We start from the raw sequence: 17,995 nt of genomic DNA, 5'->3' as shown, positions 1-17,995 counted from the left end.
TCCCTCAGCTCCGCACGTGTTCGAAACCCGGTGCCACCGGCACCTTGCGAAACAGGCGGAAGAAATTCTCGGTGGTCTGGCGCGAGATCTCGTCGAAGGACACCCCCCGCGTCTCCCCAAGAACCTGCGCCGTCATCGCCGTATAGGCCGGCTCGTTGCGCTTGCCGCGCCGTGGCTGGGGCGCCAGATAAGGGGCGTCGGTTTCCACCAGCAGGCGGTCCGCCGGGATCTCGGCGGCGATCGCCCGGATCTCTTCGGAGCGCTTGAAGGTCAGGATGCCGGAGAAGGACACATAGAGCCCCAGCTCCACGCCCTTCAGCGCGAGATCCCGGCCTGAGGAGAAGCAGTGAAGGATCGCCGGAAAGGCCCCCTTCTCCATCTCCTCTTCCAGGATCGCCGCCATGTCCGCATCCGCATCGCGGGAATGAATGACAAGCGGCAGACCTGTCTCGCGCGCCACGGCGATATGGGTGCGCAGGCCTTCGGCCTGGGCTTCCGGGCTGGCGTAATCGTAAAAGTAATCGAGTCCCGCCTCGCCGATCGCAACCACCTTCGGGTGCTCCGTCAGCTTCAGGATCTCGTCCTTCGGGATGCCGCGCTCTTCGTCCGCATTGTTGGGATGGGTGCCGACCGAACAGTAGACATTGTCGAACTGTTCCGCGAGGGCGCGGATCTGGTCGAACTTGCGGATGCGGGTGCAGATCGTCACCATCAGCTCCACGCCCGCCGCACGGGCGCGATCGATCAGCGCCTCGCGCTCGCCGTCAAAATCGGGAAAATCGAGATGGCAGTGGCTGTCGACGATCATGGGACGTGCGGGATCCGGATTTTAGGCCGCCAGAACCTTTTGCGCCCGAAGGAGGGCGGCACTGACGGCGGAAGACATGGATTGCAGGAGAGGATGGGTCCCCTCTCCTGCCTATATGGGTCGGCAGGGCGCGAGCGCCAGCCTGAGGCGGCGGCTTACGCGCCAGCCTCTTCCGGTTCGACATAGCGCGGGAAGGCCGGCTCCGGCTTCGGGATCACGGTGCCCGGAGCCAGACGGTGCGCGGCGCCGAGCTTGTCAAAGACCCGATCCTCTGCAGCCTGGGACAGGTTGTTCAGCAGCTTCTCGGCCGCCGTCGGCGTGACGCACTGAACCAGGATCGCAACCTGACGGATGATCTCGGCGGTGACATAGAGCACCGTGCCCATGCGTTCCGGATCGGTCTTCTTCAGGGCCCAGGGTTCCTGTAAGGCGAAGTAGCGATTGGCTTCACCGACCACGGCCCAGATGGCATTGAGCGCCACATGGATCTCCTGCCGGGACATGGCCGGGCGGCAGATCTCGATCAGCGCGTCGGTCTGGTCGAGCATCGCCTGGTCTTCGGCCGAGAACGCGCCCGGGGTCGGCGCGACGCCCTCGCAGTTCTTGGCGATCATCGACAGGGACCGGCTCGCCAGATTGCCCAGGTCATTTGCCAGATCGGCGTTGATCCGGTTGACGATGGCCTCGTGGCTGTAGTTGCCGTCCTTGCCGAAGGGCACTTCGCGCAGGAAGAAATAACGGGTCTGGTCCAGGCCATAGGTCTCGATCAGGCCGAAGGGGTCGATCACGTTGCCCAGGGACTTGGACATCTTCTCGCCCTTGTTGAACAGGAAGCCGTGGGCAAAGACGCGCTTGGGCAGCGGCAGGCCCGCAGACATCAGGAAGGCCGGCCAGTAGACCGCGTGGAAGCGGATGATGTCCTTGCCGATGATGTGCGCATCGGCCGGCCAGTGGCGCCACAGCTCGGCTTCCTCGTCGGGGAAGCCCACGCCGGTGATGTAGTTGGTCAGGGCGTCGACCCACACATACATCACGTGCTTCTCGTCGCCGGGCACCGGCACGCCCCAGTCGAAGGTGGTGCGCGAGATGGACAGGTCCTTCAGGCCGCCCTTGACGAAGGACATGACCTCGTTGCGGCGCTCGTTAGGACCGATGAAATCGGGGTGCTCCTCATAGAGCTTCATCAGCCGGTCGCCATATTCGGAAAGCTTGAAGAAGTAGCTTTCTTCTTCCACCCACTCCACCGGCGTGCCCTGCGGACCGTAGCGGACGCCGTCCTCGCGGACTTCCGTCTCGTCTTCCTGGTAGTAGGCCTCGTCGCGGACCGAGTACCAGCCGGAATAGCTGTCCTTGTAGATGTCGCCATTGTCGGCCATGCGCTTCCAGATTTCCTGGCTCGCCTTGTAGTGGCGGTCCTGGCTGGTGCGGATGAAGTCGTTGTTGGTGCAGCCGAGCGCCTTGACCATGGCCTCGAACCGGTCGGAATTCCGGTCCGCCAGTTCCCGCGCGGTGATCCCTTCCTTCTGGGCCGTCTGCAGCATTTTCTGGCCATGCACGTCGGTGCCGGTCAGGAAATAGACGTCCTTGCCGTCGAGACGCTGGAAGCGGGCCATCACGTCGGTGGCGATCGCCTCATAGGCGTGACCGATGTGCGGCGCCCCGTTCGGATAGGAAATTGCGGTCGTGATGTAGTAGCTGTTACGGTCGGTCATGACGCCCCGGGACGTGAGAAATCAGGTGGGTGAAAGACGGGCGGGAGACGGAGCGAACGGACCGCCCGCAGACGGGCTCGCTCAGGCTTTTCCCTGGCGTCAGGCGGTGGCCCGCATCAGCCTGGACAGGTTCCGGAACACGTCGAGAACCACCTGCTTTCGATCGAGATTGAGGGCCTCGGCATCGGCCGCGGCGCGGTTGGTCTTTTCCCACAAGTCCGCCCAGCTGGCAAGCCGCGCAGGGGGCTGTCCCCGCTCCGCGCGCATGCGCGCATGGATCCATTGCCGGGCCACATGCAGGAAGTTGTTCCAGTTGTCCTCCTGGCCGCGCGCAGCGATCATTTCGGCGAGCGCATGCAGCCGCGCCACATCCAGCGATGCGGCCCCGTCGGCCAGCTGGACGAAGCCCGAATTGATCGCCAGCCCGTCGCCGCTGAGCAGCCCGAGCGCGGAGCGCAGGCTCCCGTCCGCAAAGCCGATGAGGGTCTGGCGCGCGGCCGGATCTGCAGGCAGGTCCTCGGGCACCAGATCCTGCAAGCCCGCCAGAATATCCTCGTCCTTCAGCGGCGCCATGTCCAGACGGCGGCAGCGAGAGCGGATGGTCGGCAGCAGGCGGCCCGGCGCATGGGACAGCACCAGGAACAGGCAGCGCTCCGGCGGCTCTTCCAGGATCTTCAGCAGCGCATTGGCCGAGGAGGCGTTCATCTCGTCGGCGGAATCGACGATGCACAGGCGCCAGGCCCGGTCGGAGGCCGTGGTGCCAAAGAAAGATACGGTGCGGCGGATCTCGTCCACCGGCAGATCGGTCTTGAACCGCTTGTTCTTCGTGTCCCAGGGGCGGCGCAGATGCAGGATGTTGGGATGGGCACCGCCGGCAATCTGACGCGACACCACATGACCGGGCGGCACCGCGAGTGAGGTTGCCGCAGCTACATCCGGCGCAAACCGGTCCGGATGGGTCATGATGAACCGGGCAAAGCGGAAGGCAAGCGTCGCCTTGCCGATGCCCTTCGGTCCGCCGAGGATCCAGGCGTGATGAAGGCGCGGCGAGCGATAGGCCGCAAGCAGGGCCTGTTCGGTCTCCGCGTGGCCATGCAGATGCTGCTGCTCGCGCGGCAGGGGCAGGCCCTCCAGCGCATCGACCTCCGGGATATCCTCGATCTCGAGCGGCTTACGCGCCATCGCGCGGCTCCTTCACGGGCTGCGGGTCCTGCACGAGCTGATCCGAGAACAGCGACAGCACCGCGAGCCAGATCGCATCGGCGACCTCATCGGCCTCCTTCGCCCCGTCGATCACGACGAAGCGCTCCGGCTCGCGCCGGGCCAGATCGAGGAACAGGGCGCGGCGGCGCTCGTGGGTTTCCAGCGTGTCGGTCTCGAACCGGTCCGGAGCCTCCGCCCCAGCCGCCGACCGGCGGGAAACCCGTTCCAGGCCGATGGCTGCCGGCACATCGATGAGCACGGTCAGATCCGGCCGCAGACCTGCGACGGCTGCAGTCTCCAGCAGATCCAGATAGGCGCTGTCGACCCCGGCCTCGCCCTGATAGACCCGCGTCGAATCGGCGAAGCGGTCGCACAGGACCCATTTTCCGGCACTCAGCGCGGGGGCGATGGTGGCATCCACATGGTCGGCACGGGCGGCGGCAAAGAGCATCGCCTCGCCGCGCGGCCCCAGATGGCGGGCACCGCCCGACAGCAGCATCTCGCGGATGGTCTCCGCACCGGGCGAGCCGCCGGGCTCGCGGGTCAGCACCACTTCACGCCCGTGATCTTGCAGCTTTTGGCTCAGGCGGCGGATCTGGGTCGACTTGCCTGCGCCCTCCCCGCCTTCAAAGGTGATGAACCGACCGTCCACGTCTTCCGCCTCGCCTCGTTTCGCGCCCTGCCGGCGCTGCGGGCCATCCCGGGCCCGGTTTCTCGATACACATCCGCAGACCCCGCCTGTCGCTTGCGGGGGCGCTCAATACCAGCCGAAGAGAACTTCGCGCAGCGTGCTCAGTGCCCTGTCGGTCATGGAGCCTCGGCCAACCGCCTGCGCGGTCTTCAAGGGCTGGCGGTGAACAACCCCCTGATCGTTCATGACGAGGACCTCGCCCACCGGCGCCCCTTCGGCGACCGGTGCCCTGAGCGGACCGGAATAAACAACGCGGATGCGATAGTCCAGCTTGCCCTCGCGCGGCAGCAACACCTCCACGGGCCGCGCCGCCACGAGAGGCACCGTTGAACGCGTGCCCCCATGGACGCGCGCGTCCGCGATCGGTTCTCCGACGTCGAAAAGCCGCTCGGACGCAAAGACCGCCGCCGCATCGTCGAGAAGCCCCTTCAGGGCCAGACTGCGCTGGTCGGCGTTGGGCGATCCTGCGGTCACGATGAAATAACGCAGGCCTTCCCGCTGCACCGAGGCGAGCGCCGCAAAACCATCCGCAGCACTCTGCCCCGCGGCCAATCCGTCCAGACCGCGCACGTCCCCGACGAGCGGGTTCTTGTTGCGCTGGAAGATGCCGTTCCAGGTGAAGCTCTCGGCCGAAAGCAGCGCATATTCGCGCGGATGAAGGGTATAGAAGGCAATGGCCAGCCGGGTCAGGTCACGCGCTGTCGTGTGGCTCCAGACCGCCGGACCAGCCGCCGGATCGTCACCGGCGCTGTCACTGGCGCGATCCGCGGCGCTGTCCTCCGGCCCGTAGCCGGTCGGATTGACGAAATGACTGTCGGTCAGGCCCAGCTTGCGCGCAAGGTGGTTCATGCGGATGGCGAACTCTGCTTCCGAACCGGAGAGGCATTCCGCCAGCGCGATGGCGGCATCATTGGCGTTGTGCACGAGCAACCCGGTCATCAGATCGGAGAGCGCAATCTGAGAGTTCACCGCCGCAAACATGGTCGTGCGGCGCGAGGGCGCTCCACCCGTGCGCCAGGCATGTTCGCTCACCGGACAGATCTGGCTGTCGCGGATCTCGCCCTTGCTCAAGCCGTCCAGAACCACCATCGCGGTCATGATCTTCGCAATCGAACCGGGCGCAAAGGGCTGGTCCGCCGCCTTGGTGAAGAGCAGGGTCCCTCCGGCCAGGAAATCTGACCGTGCCTCGCCCTCCGCGACCCGCGGCGCGAGCTCGGGATCATGTACGAAGAGCAGCCCGATGGGAGACCGGCTGTCGAGCGCAAGGGCCGACGAGGTGGTTGCGGCGACGGCACTCAGGCCGGCAAAGAGGAAAGCAAAAAGCGCAGCCAGAGCCTTGGGCTCACGAACGCGCCGGAGCAACAGCCAGGACCTCATTCGAGGGGAATGTCTCAAGAAGGGCGCCCTCCGCTCGGCGTGATTCCGGGAAGCCTCACTGTGCCCGGCAGCAGAGGGGATCCGCAAGACGGAAGCAGGTTTCCCCACCCGCGAGCGAGACCAGATCGCCCGCTCGGCAGCACGGTGTGCCCTGCTCGTCAGCCGAGGCTCAGTTCTGGCGGGCGGCCAGGTCGTGCAGGGAGATGGAATTGCCGGAGACTTCCGCCAGCGCCTGATAGGCTGCGGAAATGCGACCCGTCGCGGCAAAGCTGGAGATGGCGCTTCCCGAGCTCAGGCGCGGAGACGCCGTGGGCAGCACCATGGTGCCAAGAACGCCGGTTGCCTGTCCGCCAGACTGAAGACTGGAGCTGGTCGAAGCGCTTGCCGGCGCCACAAAGGCGTTGGTCGCCGACGGAGCTGCTGCGACAGGGGCTGCGGCCTCCGGACCAGAGACGGCCACGAAGGGATTGGTCGAGGCCAGCTGCACCGACTGGATCGAGGCCTCGTAGGCTAGGGCCGGATCGAAAGCCAGCGCCACCTGGGTCGCGGCCACAGTTGCCGGGGTCTGGCCCGGGGTCTGGGCAGAGGCAACGGCAATCAGGCTGCCATAGGGCCGGGACAGAGGCACGGGGGAGCCACTGGCAAAGCCGGTCGCAGGAGAATAGAGAGCGGGACCGCTTGCCATGTCGCCCGGGACGCCGGAGGCGGCTGCGGGCGGCAGCTGGGACGGGCTGACACTGGCCAGCATGGTGCCCGGCATGGTCGCACCCGGCTGGACCGCATCCGGTCCGCTCAGGGAGGCCAGCAGATAGGATTCGTCACGGCCATCGAGCTGGGCGGGGCCGACATATTCGACCTTCACCTTGGCAACGCCGGCCTGCTTGGTGCCGAGCAGCGAGGCCACCCGTTCGGACACGTCGATGACGCGGTTGCCGTGGAACGGACCGCGATCATTCACGCGGACGATCATCGACCGGCCGTTCTTCAGATTGGTCACGCGGGCATAGGAAGGAAGAGGCATGGTCGGATGGGCCGCTGTCAGGGCGGTCTTGTCAAAGACCTCGCCATTGGCGGTCTGTCGGCCGTGGAAGGTCGGTCCGTACCAGGATGACAGGCCTTCCGCCTCGTAGCTCTCGTCGAGCTCGGGCTTGTACCAGCGGCCGGCCACCTTGTAGGGCTTGCCGACCATGTAGCGGCCGCCGCCCTTGGGCACCGGCTGACCGTCGGCAACCACCTTCGGGCTGGCCTTCACACCATATTTCTTCGGGCTGAACTTGGACTTGATCTCGGGGGTTTCGGCGCAGCCTGCCAGAACGGCGGCTGCAACACACAGGCAGAGGCCCATGCGCAGGGATCTTGACGTAAGGCCACCGGTCGCAGCATCGCGCGCAGCGGTCTCCTGTCCGTCGATCTGGCTGGTCACGGCGCGCGCTCGCGCCTTGCGAGAGACCCTGAGGCCGTTTCTCTCGTCCATCCCCTGCATCCTGCCGTCCTACTCCTTACGCGCCGGCAGCCCCTGGCTAACGCGAATTCCCGATACGTCCCGGCGTCGTGCCGGGTCAGAACTGCGCGGATCCGATGGTTCGGATCCCGGTTGCCGCCTCCCGCCCTGCCCAGTGATTTGGATCTTCGGGCGGGTCCCTCAGAGAGCTGCCGAAGGCCGTGGCCCTGGCGCCTCTCCGGCGGAGCGCATGTTCGATGCCGCGCCCCCGCACGAGCAACCGAACTGTTCCATACATGAAAATCTCTTAACCTAACCTGAATGATCCGTCGAGCCTGATGAAATGACGCAGGGGCGCGGCCTGTGGACCGATTAACCATGTGAAGACGCCAGAGTGTGACCCCTGTCACATTCACCAAGGAAGCCGCTGGGGTAATCAGATGTCACCGCAGCCGACATGCCCAGACGCTGCGGGCTGAACCTTCCCACCGGTTCAGTGATGGACCGCCGGGCCACCCTGCCCACGACACCGGACCGGCGGTCCCTCTTTTTCTCAAGATCGCAAAGGTTTCGCGCGGCTCGCGCTGATTCTTGCGGGCCTCCGGGTGCCTCGCCTGAGTCCTTGCCCGCGCCCCTCCCCTTGCCCCCAGCAGAAACGCGCCATTCCGCGCCCGGCGCTTGACATGGGCCGCAAACCGACGGAAACAGCAGGCAACCGGAAGAGTGGCAGAGTGGTTGAATGCAGCGGTCTTGAAAACCGCCGAGGGTGCAAGTCCTCCGTGGGTTCGAATCCCACCTCTTCCGCCATTCATCGCGTCGCCCGTCCGCGCCTGACGGTCTAAATTTCCCCTTTCTCCTTCCTGCTTGAGCCTTGCCCGGGATCCGACCGATCCCGCGACGGATCATCCGTTTCTCTCCCGAGCACTGCGTTTCGCGTCTCCTTCGGCAAGCGCACGCGCGGATCGTGTTCCCTTATCCGGAGCGCAGGGAACGGGACACTTGATCGCTCTTTAATTTAGTATACAAAGGTATGCAATTGGAGCGTCCGCATGATCCGTCCCTCCCAGACCCGCCTGCCGCCCCTGGCGCGCACCCTCGTCACCCTGTTCATCTCGCTTCTCGGTGCCTTCGCCTTTCAAGCGCTGAACCTGCCCCTGCCCTTTCTGTTCGGGCCCATGTTTGCAAGTCTCCTGGCGGCCCTTGCGGGCTTCCCGTTGCGCGGCACAGGGGTCGTTGCCAAGGGCGCACGCACGATCCTCGGTGTCGCGGTGGGCGCGTCGATCACTCCGCTGGTCCTCTCGCAACTCCCGCAGATGGCGCTCTCCGTCGCCCTTGTGCCGCTTTATCTGCTGGTGATCGGCGCGGTGGGCGTTCCCTTCTTCATGAAGGTCTGCGGGTTCGACCGGGCGACAGCCTATTACTCCGCCATGCCCGGCGGGCTTCAGGACATGATTGTCTTCGGCGAAGAGGCAGGCGGAAACGTACGCGCCCTCTCGCTGGTCCACGCCACCCGGGTGCTCCTTATCGTCAGCCTCGCGCCGTTCATCCTCACCCAGTTCATGGGCGCCGGGCTTGACCGTCCGGTCGGCGCACCGGCCAGTTCCCTGCCGCTTCAGGAGCTGGCCATCATGGCGGCAGCCGCGCTTATGGGCTGGAAGATCGCCGAAAGGCTGGGGCTCTTTGGTGCGACCATCATCGGGCCGTTGATTGCCGCCGCCATCTGCTCGCTCACGGGCCTCATCCATGCCCGCCCGCCGGCGGAGGCCATTCTCTTCGCCCAATTCTTCATCGGCATGGGGATCGGCGTCGGCTATGTGGGCGTGACCCTTCGCGAGCTGCGCCACTTTGTGCTGTCAGGCGTGCTTTTCGTCCTGCTGCTTGCGGTGCTGGCCGTGGTCTTTTCCGAAATCGTCGTCCAGACCGGGCTCGCCGCGCCGCTGGAGGGGTTCCTTGCCTTTGCGCCCGGCGGTCAGGCGGAAATGACGGTGTTGGCCATCATCACCGGAGCGGACCTCGGCTATGTGGTGGTCCACCACCTGACCCGGCTCATTCTCGTGATCCTGGGCGCTCCGGTCTTTGCCAGGCTCTGGCGAGACCGGATCCCTCCGACCTAGCCTGAGAGCTGGAGGCCTCAGGCCCCCAGCACCTCCGGATTGATCATGTTGATCGGTTCACCCGCCGCAAATGCGACAATCTGGTCGAAGATCTCGGAGAATTGCAGCTCGAACTCATCCTCTGTGACGAAGCCGATGTGGGGCGTCGCCACGACGTTCGGGTGATGGACCAGCGGGTCAGCCGGATCCGTGACGGGCTCCTGATCGAAGACGTCGATGGCGGCGCCCCCCGGCCGTCCGGTCTCCAGCGCCGCCAACAACGCCCCCGGTGCGAACAACCCGGCCCGGGACGTATTCACAAGAACCGCCCCGGGCTTCATGGCGGCCAGATCCTCCGCCGTCACGATGCCTCGCGTCGCCGGAACGAGCCGCAGATGCAGGCTCACCACATCCGTAGTGCTGAAGAAAGCCTCCCGGGTTTCCGCAACGCTCTCCCCATCGGCCCTTGCACGCTCACGCGAGGTCTCCGACGCCCAGAAGACAACCTTCATGCCGAAGGCCCGGGCATAGGCCGCCACCGCCCGGCCGATGCGCCCGTAGCCATAGATCCCGAGCACGCGGCCGCGAAGGGTCTTGCCCACGCCCATCTGCCAGGTGCCGGCCCGAAGGGACGCCATCTGCTGCGGGATCTGGCGGGCACTGGCGAGGATCAGCGCAAAGGTGTGTTCCGCGGCGGCGACCGACGGCAGGTCCGACTGGGTGTTGGAGCAGAGCAGCACGCGGTTTCGCGTGCAGGCCGGCACGTCCACATGCGGATAGCCGCTGCGCTGACTGATCAGCATGAGATTCGGCAAGCGGTCGAGAAGATCTCCGGTGATCCGGGTCCGCTCCCGAAACAGGACGAGCGCGTCGAAGGGCGCGAGCCTTTCCGCCAGCGCGCGCGTTTCCTGGACGTGATCGGTGAAGACCGTCACGTCATGGCCATTCAGCTTATCAAAGCAGGGCAGCCCGCGCAGCGTGTCGAAATAGTCGTCGAGAATGGCGATCTTCACCGGAATCCCTCCAAGGATCTTGAGTGCGCGCAAGGTCTTGCGCCCTGGTCACAGCCGTGTGGCTAAAGCAGCCCGTTCACAGTCGTCAGTGGGCCGGAACACTAGCGGGCCTTTGCCCTTGCGCACATAGCTATCGGACAACAGGTCATTCGTTTTCCTGTCGTGAAAGCAGGCGATCCGTGTCAGAGGCGCCGCAGCATCACGCAATCACGGCAAATTTTCCGGCCTCCGATCCCGTTCGTCGACCTTGCCGGGCCACACTTCAAACGCAGGAACAGGATGCTGATTTGCTTTGCGGGATCAGGTGCTTCCAGAGAGTCTCGAGGAGGCATCCGGACGCCCTTGAGCGAGGGTTCGAGGCGAAAGCCCTGCCATGGCTGCACCGCAGCAAGACGCGCTTTTCATGAATTTTATTCATGAAAAGACGGGAAAAACGAATTTGTTTCGGCTGACCCTGCGTGACAGCGTGAACCTCAAGGGCCTGCGGATTTGTCGGTGATCGGAGGAGGATCGCCGACCGGGAACCATCTGCAGGATCCTCTGACTGCTCTTGGGAGGAAAATCATGAAGACCGAAAAAATCCTTGGCCGCAGCCTTGCGGCCATGCTGGCAGGCGTCTGCCTTGCGTCATACGCACCGTCCGCAAGGGCGGAGGTCGACTTCGCCGGGAAGACCGTCGAATTCGTCATTCCCTTCGCCGAATCCGGCGGTTCGGCACGATGGGCCAACTTCTTTGCCCCGCTTCTGAGTGAGGCCCTGCCGGGCAACCCGACGGTTGTCGTGCGCTACCGTCCGGGCGGCGGCTCCACCACCGGGGCCAACTGGTTCCAGCGCCAGACCACCGACGACGGCACCCTGATCTTCGGACCGTCCGGCTCGACCCAGTTCCCCTATCTGCTCGACGACCCGCGCGTGCAGTATGAATATGACGACTGGCAGGTGGTGCTGGCGTCCGGTGTTGGCGGCGTGGCCTATCTGCCACCGGAACTGGGCGCGAAATTCGATGGCGATGCGGATGACCTCAAGGGCATCGAGTTCATCTGGGGCGCGCAGGGGGCCACCGGCCTCGACCTCGTTCCCAATCTCGCCTGGAAGATGCTGGGCATGAATGTCCAGCCTGTATTCGGCGTGGAAGGCCGCGGCGCAGGCCGCCTAATGTTCGAGCGCGGCGAAGCCAACATCGACTATCAGACCTCTCCGGCCTATCTGAAGAGCGTCGTGCCGATGGTCGAAGCCGGTCGCGCCGTCCCGATGATGAGCTGGGGCGCGCTGGATGACGAGGGCAACATCGTCCGCGATCCCTCCTTCCCCGAGATCCCGACCTTCAAGGAAGTCTGCGAGGCGACCGAGGGTTGCGAGACCTCCGGCGTGGCCTGGGATGCCTGGAAGGCCTTCTTCATCTCCGGCTTTGCCGCCCAGAAGATGGTGTTCCTGCCCAAGACCGCCTCGGCCGAGGTGGTTGCCGCCTATGAGAAGGCCTTCAAGGATATCATCGCGCGCCCGGATTTCGCGGAACTGTCGGAGTCCACTCTCGGGGCCTATCCCCAGATGACCGGCAAGGGCGCCGAAAAGGCCAAGGTCATGGCGACCAAGGTACCTGCGGAGGCCAAGGCCTTCGTCATCAAGTGGCTTCAGGATGACTACGGCGTCTCGCTGAAGTGATCCTGACGGGGGCCCGCATCACGGACCGGGCCCCCGCCCCTCTCTCAGACTTGCAGGTACAAGATGGATCTGTTCGCGACCGCGTTGCCCGCGCTCGGCGAAGCGCTGGCGCTCATCTGCCAGCCGGCGCAGCTCGGCTTTCTCTGCCTCGGTGTTCTGCTCGGGCTTTCGGTCGGGGTGTTCCCGGGCCTTGGCGGCATCGCCGGCCTCAGCCTCGTCCTCCCCTTCATGTTCGGCATGGATCCGGTTTCCGGTCTCGCCCTGATGGTTGGACTTGTCGCGGTGGTCCCGACCTCCGACACCTTCGCCTCCGTTCTGCTTGGCATTCCGGGAAGTTCCGCCAGCCAGGCCACGGTGCTCGATGGCTTCCCGCTCGCCAAGAAGGGTGAAGCGGCGCGGGCACTTTCCGCCGCCTTCGTCTCGTCCCTCTTCGGAGGGCTGCTCGGGGCATGCGTGCTGACCGTCTTCATTCTCATCGCCCGGCCCCTGATCCTGGCCTTCGGTCTGCCCGAGATGCTGATGATCACGCTTCTGGGCCTGTCGATGGTCGCGATCCTCGCCGGCCGCCTGCCCCTCAAGGGCGTTGTGGCGGCGTGTTTCGGCCTCATGGTCGGAACCATCGGCGAAGCCGGTCCCGGCGGATCCCTGCGCATGGCGACCTACGACCTGCCCTATCTGGCCGACGGGTTTTCCCTCGTGATCGTCGGTCTTGGCATCTTCGCCATTCCCGAGATCGTCGCACTCCTGCGCCAGGACCAGGCCATCTCCAAGAGCGGCGGCCTCGGCAAGGGCTGGCTCGACGGGGTCAGGGACTGGTACGCGAACATCTGGCTTTCGGTGCGCAGTTCGATCATCGGTGTCATCGTCGGGGTGATACCGGGGCTCGGCGGCGCGGTGGTCGACTGGATCGCCTATGGCATGACGGTGCAGTTCGCCAAGGACAAGTCCCGCTTCGGCCAGGGCGATATCCGGGGCGTCATCGGACCGGAATCTTCCAACAACGCCAAGGAAGGTGGCGGCCTCGTTCCCACGCTGATCTTCGGCATCCCCGGCTCCGGCAGCATGGCCGTCTTCCTCGGGGGCCTCGCCCTGCTCGGCTATGATGCCGGGCCGCACATGGTGCGCTACGAGCTCGACCTGACCTACACCATCGTCTGGTCGCTGGCGCTCGCGAATGTGCTTGGCGCCGGGCTCTGCATCCTCATGTCCGGGCCGATTGCCCGCATGACGACGATCCGCTTCACGCTGGTGGCCCCGTTCCTCTTCATGGTGATTGCCTTTGCCGCCTTCCAGTCCCGCCAGTCGCTCGGCGATCTCGCAGCGCTCATGGGCATCGGCATCATCGGCATCCTGTTGCGCCGCTTCGACTGGTCGAGACCCGCGTTCCTCATCGGCTTCGTTCTGTCCCACCAGGCGGAGAATTTCGCCAACATGGCCAATCAGATCGCAGGGGCGAAATTCCGCCAGGGCTTCCTGATCGGCCTCGAATACATCGGCTCGCCCATTGTCATCGGGATTTTCGTGCTGACCATCGTCTCCGTGGTGCTCGGCATCCGCCAGAGCCGGGCCATGATGGGCGATACCGAAGCGCCGACGGGAAGCAAGCGCGCACCGCTGATCTTCCTGCTTTGCGTCACTGCCTACCTGGCCATCTCGGTGATCAACGCCTCAACCATCAGCCTCGTGAGCGACAAGATCTTCCCGATCACCGTAGGGCTTGTCGGATTGCTGGGCTGCAGTGCCCTGCTCATCCGCATGCGCCTGGCCTCCGAGCGCGATGCCATCTTCGCCGATTTCGAACGCGGCGGAGAGGACGGGTCTGCGCCGCACGGCCTGTGGTGGACCCTCGCGTGGTTTGCCTTCCTCCTGGTGCTCGCCAGCCTGGTCGGCTTCGTTGCCGCCCTGACAGTGTTCTTCCTCGCCTTCCTGCGGATCCGTGCCGGCCTCTCCTGGCCGAGGGCCATCCTGCTCTCGGTCATTGCGATCGCCTCCATGTGTGCCCTTGGTGGCATCCTGGGTCGGGATTTCCCCGCAGGTCTTCTCCAGTCCACCGTCGCACTTCCCTGGCCCCTGACATGACCCAGACCGCCGTACCCTTTCTCTTCATGCGCGGGGGCACCTCCAAGGGTCCCTATTTCAACCGCAAGGATCTCCCGCAGGACCGGGAGCGCCTGTCGGAGGTCCTGATTTCCGTGCTCGGTTCCGGGTCCTCCACCAACATCGACGGGCTGGGCGGGGGCAATGCGGTCACCACCAAGGTGGCCATGCTCAGCCCCTCATCTCGCCCCGACGCGGACTTGGATTATTTCTTCGCCCAGGTGAGCGTTGAGGACCGCATGGTCGATTATGCTCCTACCTGCGGCAATATCCTCGTCGGTGTGGGACCTGCGGCCATCGAGATGGGCATCGTGCCCGCCCGCGATGGCATCACGCCGGTGCGCATCCACTCGGTCAACACCGGCTCACTGGTGGAGGCGCGCGTGCAGACCCCGGGCGGTGTCGTGACCTACGACGGCGACGAGGAAATCGCCGGCGTCCCGGGAACGGCGGCCCCCATCGCGCTCAACTTCCTGGATGTGGTCGGCTCCCGCACCGGGCGACTGCTTCCCACGGGTTCCGCCCGCGACCTGATCCAGGGACTGGAGGTCAGCTGTGTCGACGTGGCCATGCCGATGGTCATTGCGCGGGCGGCGGACTTCGGCGTCACCGGGTCGGAAAAACCGCAGGAATTGGATGCGAACCGCGACCTGATGAACCGGATCGAGGCCGTCCGTCTTGAGGCTGCCACGCGAATGGGGCTTGGCGATGCCACACGCTCCGTGGTGCCGAAATTCGGGCTGATTGCCCCGGCCCGCGAAGGCGGCGATTTTGCCGTGCGCTACTTCATGCCCTGGAATTGTCATCCAAGCCTTGCGGTCACCGGATCCCAGTGCCTGGCGGCCTGCGCCCTCATCCCCGGCACGGTTGCCGAGGGCCTGGTGCCCGCGTTTCCGCACAGCCCGGCGCTGGTCCGCATCGAGCATCCGGCCGGCATCATGGATGTAACCGTGACCTTCAGCCGGGATGACACCGGCTTCGCCTTCCACGCCGCCGGGCTCATCCGCACCGCACGCCTCATTGCCCGGGGCGTGGTGATGGTTCCCAACACGATCCTGATGAAATCCTCCCTCCCCGGGGCGGACACGCTTCAGCCTTCCGAGACCAGCACATGACGACAACCGATCCGCACGCGCTTCATGTCTTCGACATTCTGGCGCAAACCATCCGGGCCGAAGGGGTCACGACCTGCTTTGCCCTGCTCGGGGACGCCAACATGAACTTCGCCACGCGGCTGGCGGAGCAAGGCTGCCGCATGATCTACGTTCGCCACGAGCACTGCGCTGCGGCAGCGGCAATGGCCCATGCGCGCAAGGCCGGAGAGACGGGCTTTGCGACCGTGACCTGCGGTCCGGGCCTCACCCAGCTGATGACGGCCCTGCCCGCTGCCGTACGCGCCCGCATTCCGCTGGTCATTCTGGCCGGAGAGGCGCCCTTGAAGAGCGGCTGGTACAATCAGGGGATCGATCAGGCGCCCTTCATCAAGGCCACCGGTTCCGCCTACCATCAGATGCATTGGCCCGCGCGCATGCCCGAGCAGATCCGGGACGCGTTCCTTCAGGCGGAGCGCGAACGACGCCCCGTGGTGCTCGGCGTTCCCTTCGATCTGCAGGCACAACCGTGGATCAGCGGCGCGCCGCTGCCCCGTCCCTCCCGCGAGATCCTGCCAAAGCCCGGGCCTATTCCGCCCAATCCGGCCGACCTCGCTGCCGCGGCCGACCTGGTGGAGAAGGCCAGCCGGATCGTGGTGATGGCGGGAATGGGCGCGGTGGAAGCCGGGGCGGCAGATGCCTGCCGTCGGCTTGCGGAGACCTGCGACGCCCTTCTCGCCACGACCCTGCCCGCCCGCGGGCTGTTCTGCGAGGATCCCTTCAACCTGAACGTGGCGGGTGGGTTCTCCTCGAAGGTCGCCCGCGACTGTTTTGCCGAGGCAGATCTGGTGATCGCCTTGGGCTGCTCCCTCACCCATCACAACGCGGACGCAGGACGCTTGTGGCCCAAGGCGAAAGTCCTGCAGATCGATCTCGATCCCGTCGCCGTGTCTCAGGGGCGTCCTGCCGCGCAACATCATCTGCGCTGCGATGCACGTCTCGGCGCAGAAAGTCTTGCGGCAAGTCTCGCGAAGCGGCCGCCGGTCTGGCGCAGCAGCGAGCTTGCCGCGCGCATCCGCTCGACGCCTGCCGACGATACGCCTTTCGACGTGAGACACGGCGAACACGACCCGCGCGACGTGGTGGCGTTGCTGGAAGCGATGCTTCCGGCAGACTGGCAGCTGGTGAATTCGTCAGGGCACTGCTCCTACTTCTTCGCCCAGATGCCGTCCCGGCCCTACGAGACCTTCCTGACCATCCGGGAGTTCGGAGCCATCGGCAACGGCGTCTCCTTCGCCATGGGGGTTGCCACGGCCCGGCCGGACGACACCGTCGTGCTGTTCGATGGCGATGGCAGCCTGCTCATGCATATCCAGGAGCTGGAGACCATCCGGCGGCATGGAATGAACATCCTGATCATCGTTCTCAATGATGGGGCCTATGGATCGGAAATTCACAAGCTGCGGGCGGAGGGCCTGTCTGATGAAGGCGCTGTTTTCGGCCGGACCGACCTGGCCGCCATTGCGCGTGGCTTCGGCCTGCAGGGGCACCGGGTCGAGTCCCTCGACGCGCTGCCCGACCTCATCGCCGGCTTTGCCCGGTCGGGGGGCGCAGCGGTGCTCGACATTCCGGTGTCCGATCAGGTCGTCTCGCCTGTCATTCGGCGAGCTCACCCGCCCCGGCCTGCTGGCGCAGGGTGATCCTGTCCTGGGCGACGCCGGAGGCGAGCCGCTCTCGGGTCATGCCCAGCAGCCGCTCGGCCGGGCGGCTGAGCGGCATGCCCTTCCGCGTCACCACCGCCAGGGTCCGCTGCATCTTCACGTCAGAAAAAGGCAGGGCCTTCAGTTCCGGCCCGAAGAGGTTGGAGGTGAGGCTCGGCAGAACCGTGAGGGCGACACCATCGGCCACCAGCCGCATGGCCATCGCGGAGCTCTGGACCTCATAGCGCCAGACAATTTCCGAACTGTGATCGCCAAGAGCCTCGTCGATCAGCTTTCGATTGGTGGACTGGGACTTGATGCGCACGAAGTCCAGGCCGCACAGGTCACTGCAGGTGATCGTATCGCGCGCGGCCAGCGGATGGTTGCGCGGAACAAGAAGCACGTAGGGTTCGGTATAGATCTCCTCCATGTCGAGATCCCAGTAGCGGGCCCCCACGACGGAGATGCCGAACTCGGCCGCCCCCTCCTGCACCAGCTCGTAGACCCGCGCAACCGGCTGGTCTTCCATCCGGATCCGCACCCGCGGAAAGTCCCGGGAAAAGGTCTTGAGGATCGACGACATGTAGTAATAGGCAATCGTCGGCACGCAGGCGAAGGAGAGCTCCTCGTCCTTCGAACGGCCTCTCTGCTTGAGCCCGGCATAGGCATCCGCCAGCTGGCGCAGGTCCCGCCGGACCTGGGGCAGAAGCGTCTGCGCCTCCTTCGTCAGCGACACGTCCCGTGTCGTGCGAACGATCAGCTGCACTCCCAGGTCGCTTTCCAGCTTGCGGATGCGATGGCTCAGAGCTGTCTGGGACAGGTTGAGATAGGACGCGGCGCGCGAAAAGCTGCCGAGTTCGGCAATGGCCACAAAGGCCTCCAGACCGAGATAATCGGTGCGCATGAACGACTTGCCCCCTCCCGCAAGACCTGTTGGCGGCCACATGCTCCCCCGGCCGCCTCTCCTGCGACCTTAAGGGAAGCGGCCGCTCTTGCAAGCACAGGAGCGCGGAACCAAGCACTAGTTATGTCACGCTGCGGAATTCGAAGGACGTCAAGGCCTCGTCACGCCACCGGTGCGTGCACATGCTCCGCCGAGCCATAAGC

General features: G+C 65.3%; 14 protein-coding genes and 1 tRNA gene. 7 read left to right on the top strand and 8 right to left on the bottom strand.

The genetic code is table 11. From position 1 onward, the window contains the following. Positions 1-4: 4 nt before the first annotated feature. The 6 genes from FR728_RS07140 to FR728_RS07115 form a co-directional block, all read right to left on the bottom strand. Positions 5-808 (bottom strand): TatD family hydrolase, encoded by an 804-nt coding sequence (locus FR728_RS07140; protein ID WP_149891883.1) that lies wholly within the window; start codon positions 806-808, stop codon positions 5-7. A 155-nt stretch (positions 809-963) separates the two neighbouring features. After that, a complete protein-coding gene (gene metG, locus FR728_RS07135; protein WP_149891882.1) occupies positions 964-2,520 on the bottom strand; it encodes a methionine--tRNA ligase in 1,557 nt (518 codons plus the stop codon). A gap of 99 nt (positions 2,521-2,619) precedes the next feature. Next, a complete protein-coding gene (locus tag FR728_RS07130; RefSeq protein ID WP_149891881.1) occupies positions 2,620-3,702 on the bottom strand; it encodes a DNA polymerase III subunit delta' in 1,083 nt (360 codons plus the stop codon). Beyond that, positions 3,692-4,375 carry a dTMP kinase gene (gene tmk / locus FR728_RS07125; RefSeq protein ID WP_149891880.1) on the bottom strand — a complete coding sequence of 228 codons (684 nt, stop codon included), beginning with the start codon at positions 4,373-4,375 and terminating at the stop codon, positions 3,692-3,694. Before tmk ends, FR728_RS07130 begins: the two co-directional genes overlap by 11 nt. Positions 4,376-4,480: 105 nt before the next feature. Next, positions 4,481-5,776, bottom strand: a complete 1,296-nt coding sequence (locus FR728_RS07120; protein WP_208998681.1) for a D-alanyl-D-alanine carboxypeptidase family protein — start codon at positions 5,774-5,776, stop codon at positions 4,481-4,483. Between the two features lie 184 nt (positions 5,777-5,960). Further along, positions 5,961-7,265 (bottom strand): septal ring lytic transglycosylase RlpA family protein, encoded by a 1,305-nt coding sequence (locus tag FR728_RS07115; RefSeq protein ID WP_341872926.1) that lies wholly within the window; start codon positions 7,263-7,265, stop codon positions 5,961-5,963. Between the two features lie 684 nt (positions 7,266-7,949). Here FR728_RS07115 and FR728_RS07110 point away from each other — a divergent pair. Continuing rightward, positions 7,950-8,039 (top strand) — tRNA-Ser (locus FR728_RS07110). Positions 8,040-8,281: 242 nt separating this feature from the next. Then, on the top strand, positions 8,282-9,346 hold the full coding sequence (locus FR728_RS07105) for an AbrB family transcriptional regulator (protein WP_149891878.1): 1,065 nt from the start codon (positions 8,282-8,284) through the stop codon (positions 9,344-9,346). Between the two features lie 17 nt (positions 9,347-9,363). Here FR728_RS07105 and FR728_RS07100 read toward each other — a convergent pair whose 3' ends face one another. Continuing rightward, positions 9,364-10,338: a D-2-hydroxyacid dehydrogenase family protein gene (locus FR728_RS07100; protein WP_149891877.1), complete on the bottom strand. Its 975-nt coding sequence runs from the start codon at positions 10,336-10,338 to the stop codon at positions 9,364-9,366. A gap of 373 nt (positions 10,339-10,711) precedes the next feature. On the opposite strand from FR728_RS07100, the gene FR728_RS19690 reads away from it, so the two are divergent. The 5 genes from FR728_RS19690 to FR728_RS07080 all read left to right on the top strand — a co-directional run bounded on the left by FR728_RS19690 (position 10,712) and on the right by FR728_RS07080 (position 16,888). Next, entirely contained in the window at positions 10,712-10,837 is a 126-nt protein-coding gene (locus tag FR728_RS19690; protein ID WP_280115330.1) for a hypothetical protein, read from the top strand. A 65-nt stretch (positions 10,838-10,902) separates the two neighbouring features. Beyond that, a complete protein-coding gene (locus FR728_RS07095; RefSeq protein ID WP_188318812.1) occupies positions 10,903-12,000 on the top strand; it encodes a type 2 periplasmic-binding domain-containing protein in 1,098 nt (365 codons plus the stop codon). A gap of 63 nt (positions 12,001-12,063) precedes the next feature. Continuing rightward, positions 12,064-14,079, top strand: coding sequence for a tripartite tricarboxylate transporter permease (locus tag FR728_RS07090; protein WP_149891876.1), 2,016 nt, complete (start codon positions 12,064-12,066; stop codon positions 14,077-14,079). Further along, positions 14,076-15,212 carry a 4-oxalomesaconate tautomerase gene (locus FR728_RS07085; RefSeq protein ID WP_149891875.1) on the top strand — a complete coding sequence of 379 codons (1,137 nt, stop codon included), beginning with the start codon at positions 14,076-14,078 and terminating at the stop codon, positions 15,210-15,212. Before FR728_RS07090 ends, FR728_RS07085 begins: the two co-directional genes overlap by 4 nt. Next, positions 15,209-16,888: a thiamine pyrophosphate-binding protein gene (locus FR728_RS07080; RefSeq protein WP_149891874.1), complete on the top strand. Its 1,680-nt coding sequence runs from the start codon at positions 15,209-15,211 to the stop codon at positions 16,886-16,888. The genes FR728_RS07085 and FR728_RS07080 overlap by 4 nt, the downstream gene beginning before the upstream one ends. Here the strand turns inward: FR728_RS07080 and FR728_RS07075 are convergent. Beyond that, a complete protein-coding gene (locus FR728_RS07075; RefSeq protein ID WP_188318811.1) occupies positions 16,845-17,792 on the bottom strand; it encodes a LysR family transcriptional regulator in 948 nt (315 codons plus the stop codon). The genes FR728_RS07080 and FR728_RS07075 overlap by 44 nt on opposite strands. Positions 17,793-17,995 lie beyond the last annotated feature (203 nt).

It is taken from the genome of Roseibium aestuarii (genome assembly GCF_008477545.1).
GTDB lineage: Bacteria > Pseudomonadota > Alphaproteobacteria > Rhizobiales > Stappiaceae > Roseibium > Roseibium aestuarii.
This window is presented reverse-complemented; position numbering and strand designations above follow the sequence as displayed.

What these genes read in the sequence shown, in the direction of transcription:
- FR728_RS07105 (WP_149891878.1), top strand. Translation starts at nt 8,282, where the DNA reads ATGATCCGTCCCTCCCAGACCCGCCTGCCGCCCCTGGCGCGCACCCTC.
- FR728_RS07140 (WP_149891883.1), bottom strand. Translation starts at nt 808, where the DNA reads ATGATCGTCGACAGCCACTGCCATCTCGATTTTCCCGATTTTGACGGC.
- FR728_RS19690 (WP_280115330.1), top strand. Translation starts at nt 10,712, where the DNA reads ATGGCTGCACCGCAGCAAGACGCGCTTTTCATGAATTTTATTCATGAA.
- FR728_RS07080 (WP_149891874.1), top strand. Translation starts at nt 15,209, where the DNA reads ATGACGACAACCGATCCGCACGCGCTTCATGTCTTCGACATTCTGGCG.
- FR728_RS07085 (WP_149891875.1), top strand. Translation starts at nt 14,076, where the DNA reads ATGACCCAGACCGCCGTACCCTTTCTCTTCATGCGCGGGGGCACCTCC.
- FR728_RS07115 (WP_341872926.1), bottom strand. Translation starts at nt 7,265, where the DNA reads ATGGACGAGAGAAACGGCCTCAGGGTCTCTCGCAAGGCGCGAGCGCGC.
- FR728_RS07090 (WP_149891876.1), top strand. Translation starts at nt 12,064, where the DNA reads ATGGATCTGTTCGCGACCGCGTTGCCCGCGCTCGGCGAAGCGCTGGCG.
- FR728_RS07130 (WP_149891881.1), bottom strand. Translation starts at nt 3,702, where the DNA reads ATGGCGCGTAAGCCGCTCGAGATCGAGGATATCCCGGAGGTCGATGCG.
- FR728_RS07095 (WP_188318812.1), top strand. Translation starts at nt 10,903, where the DNA reads ATGAAGACCGAAAAAATCCTTGGCCGCAGCCTTGCGGCCATGCTGGCA.
- metG (WP_149891882.1), bottom strand. Translation starts at nt 2,520, where the DNA reads ATGACCGACCGTAACAGCTACTACATCACGACCGCAATTTCCTATCCG.
- FR728_RS07075 (WP_188318811.1), bottom strand. Translation starts at nt 17,792, where the DNA reads ATGCGCACCGATTATCTCGGTCTGGAGGCCTTTGTGGCCATTGCCGAA.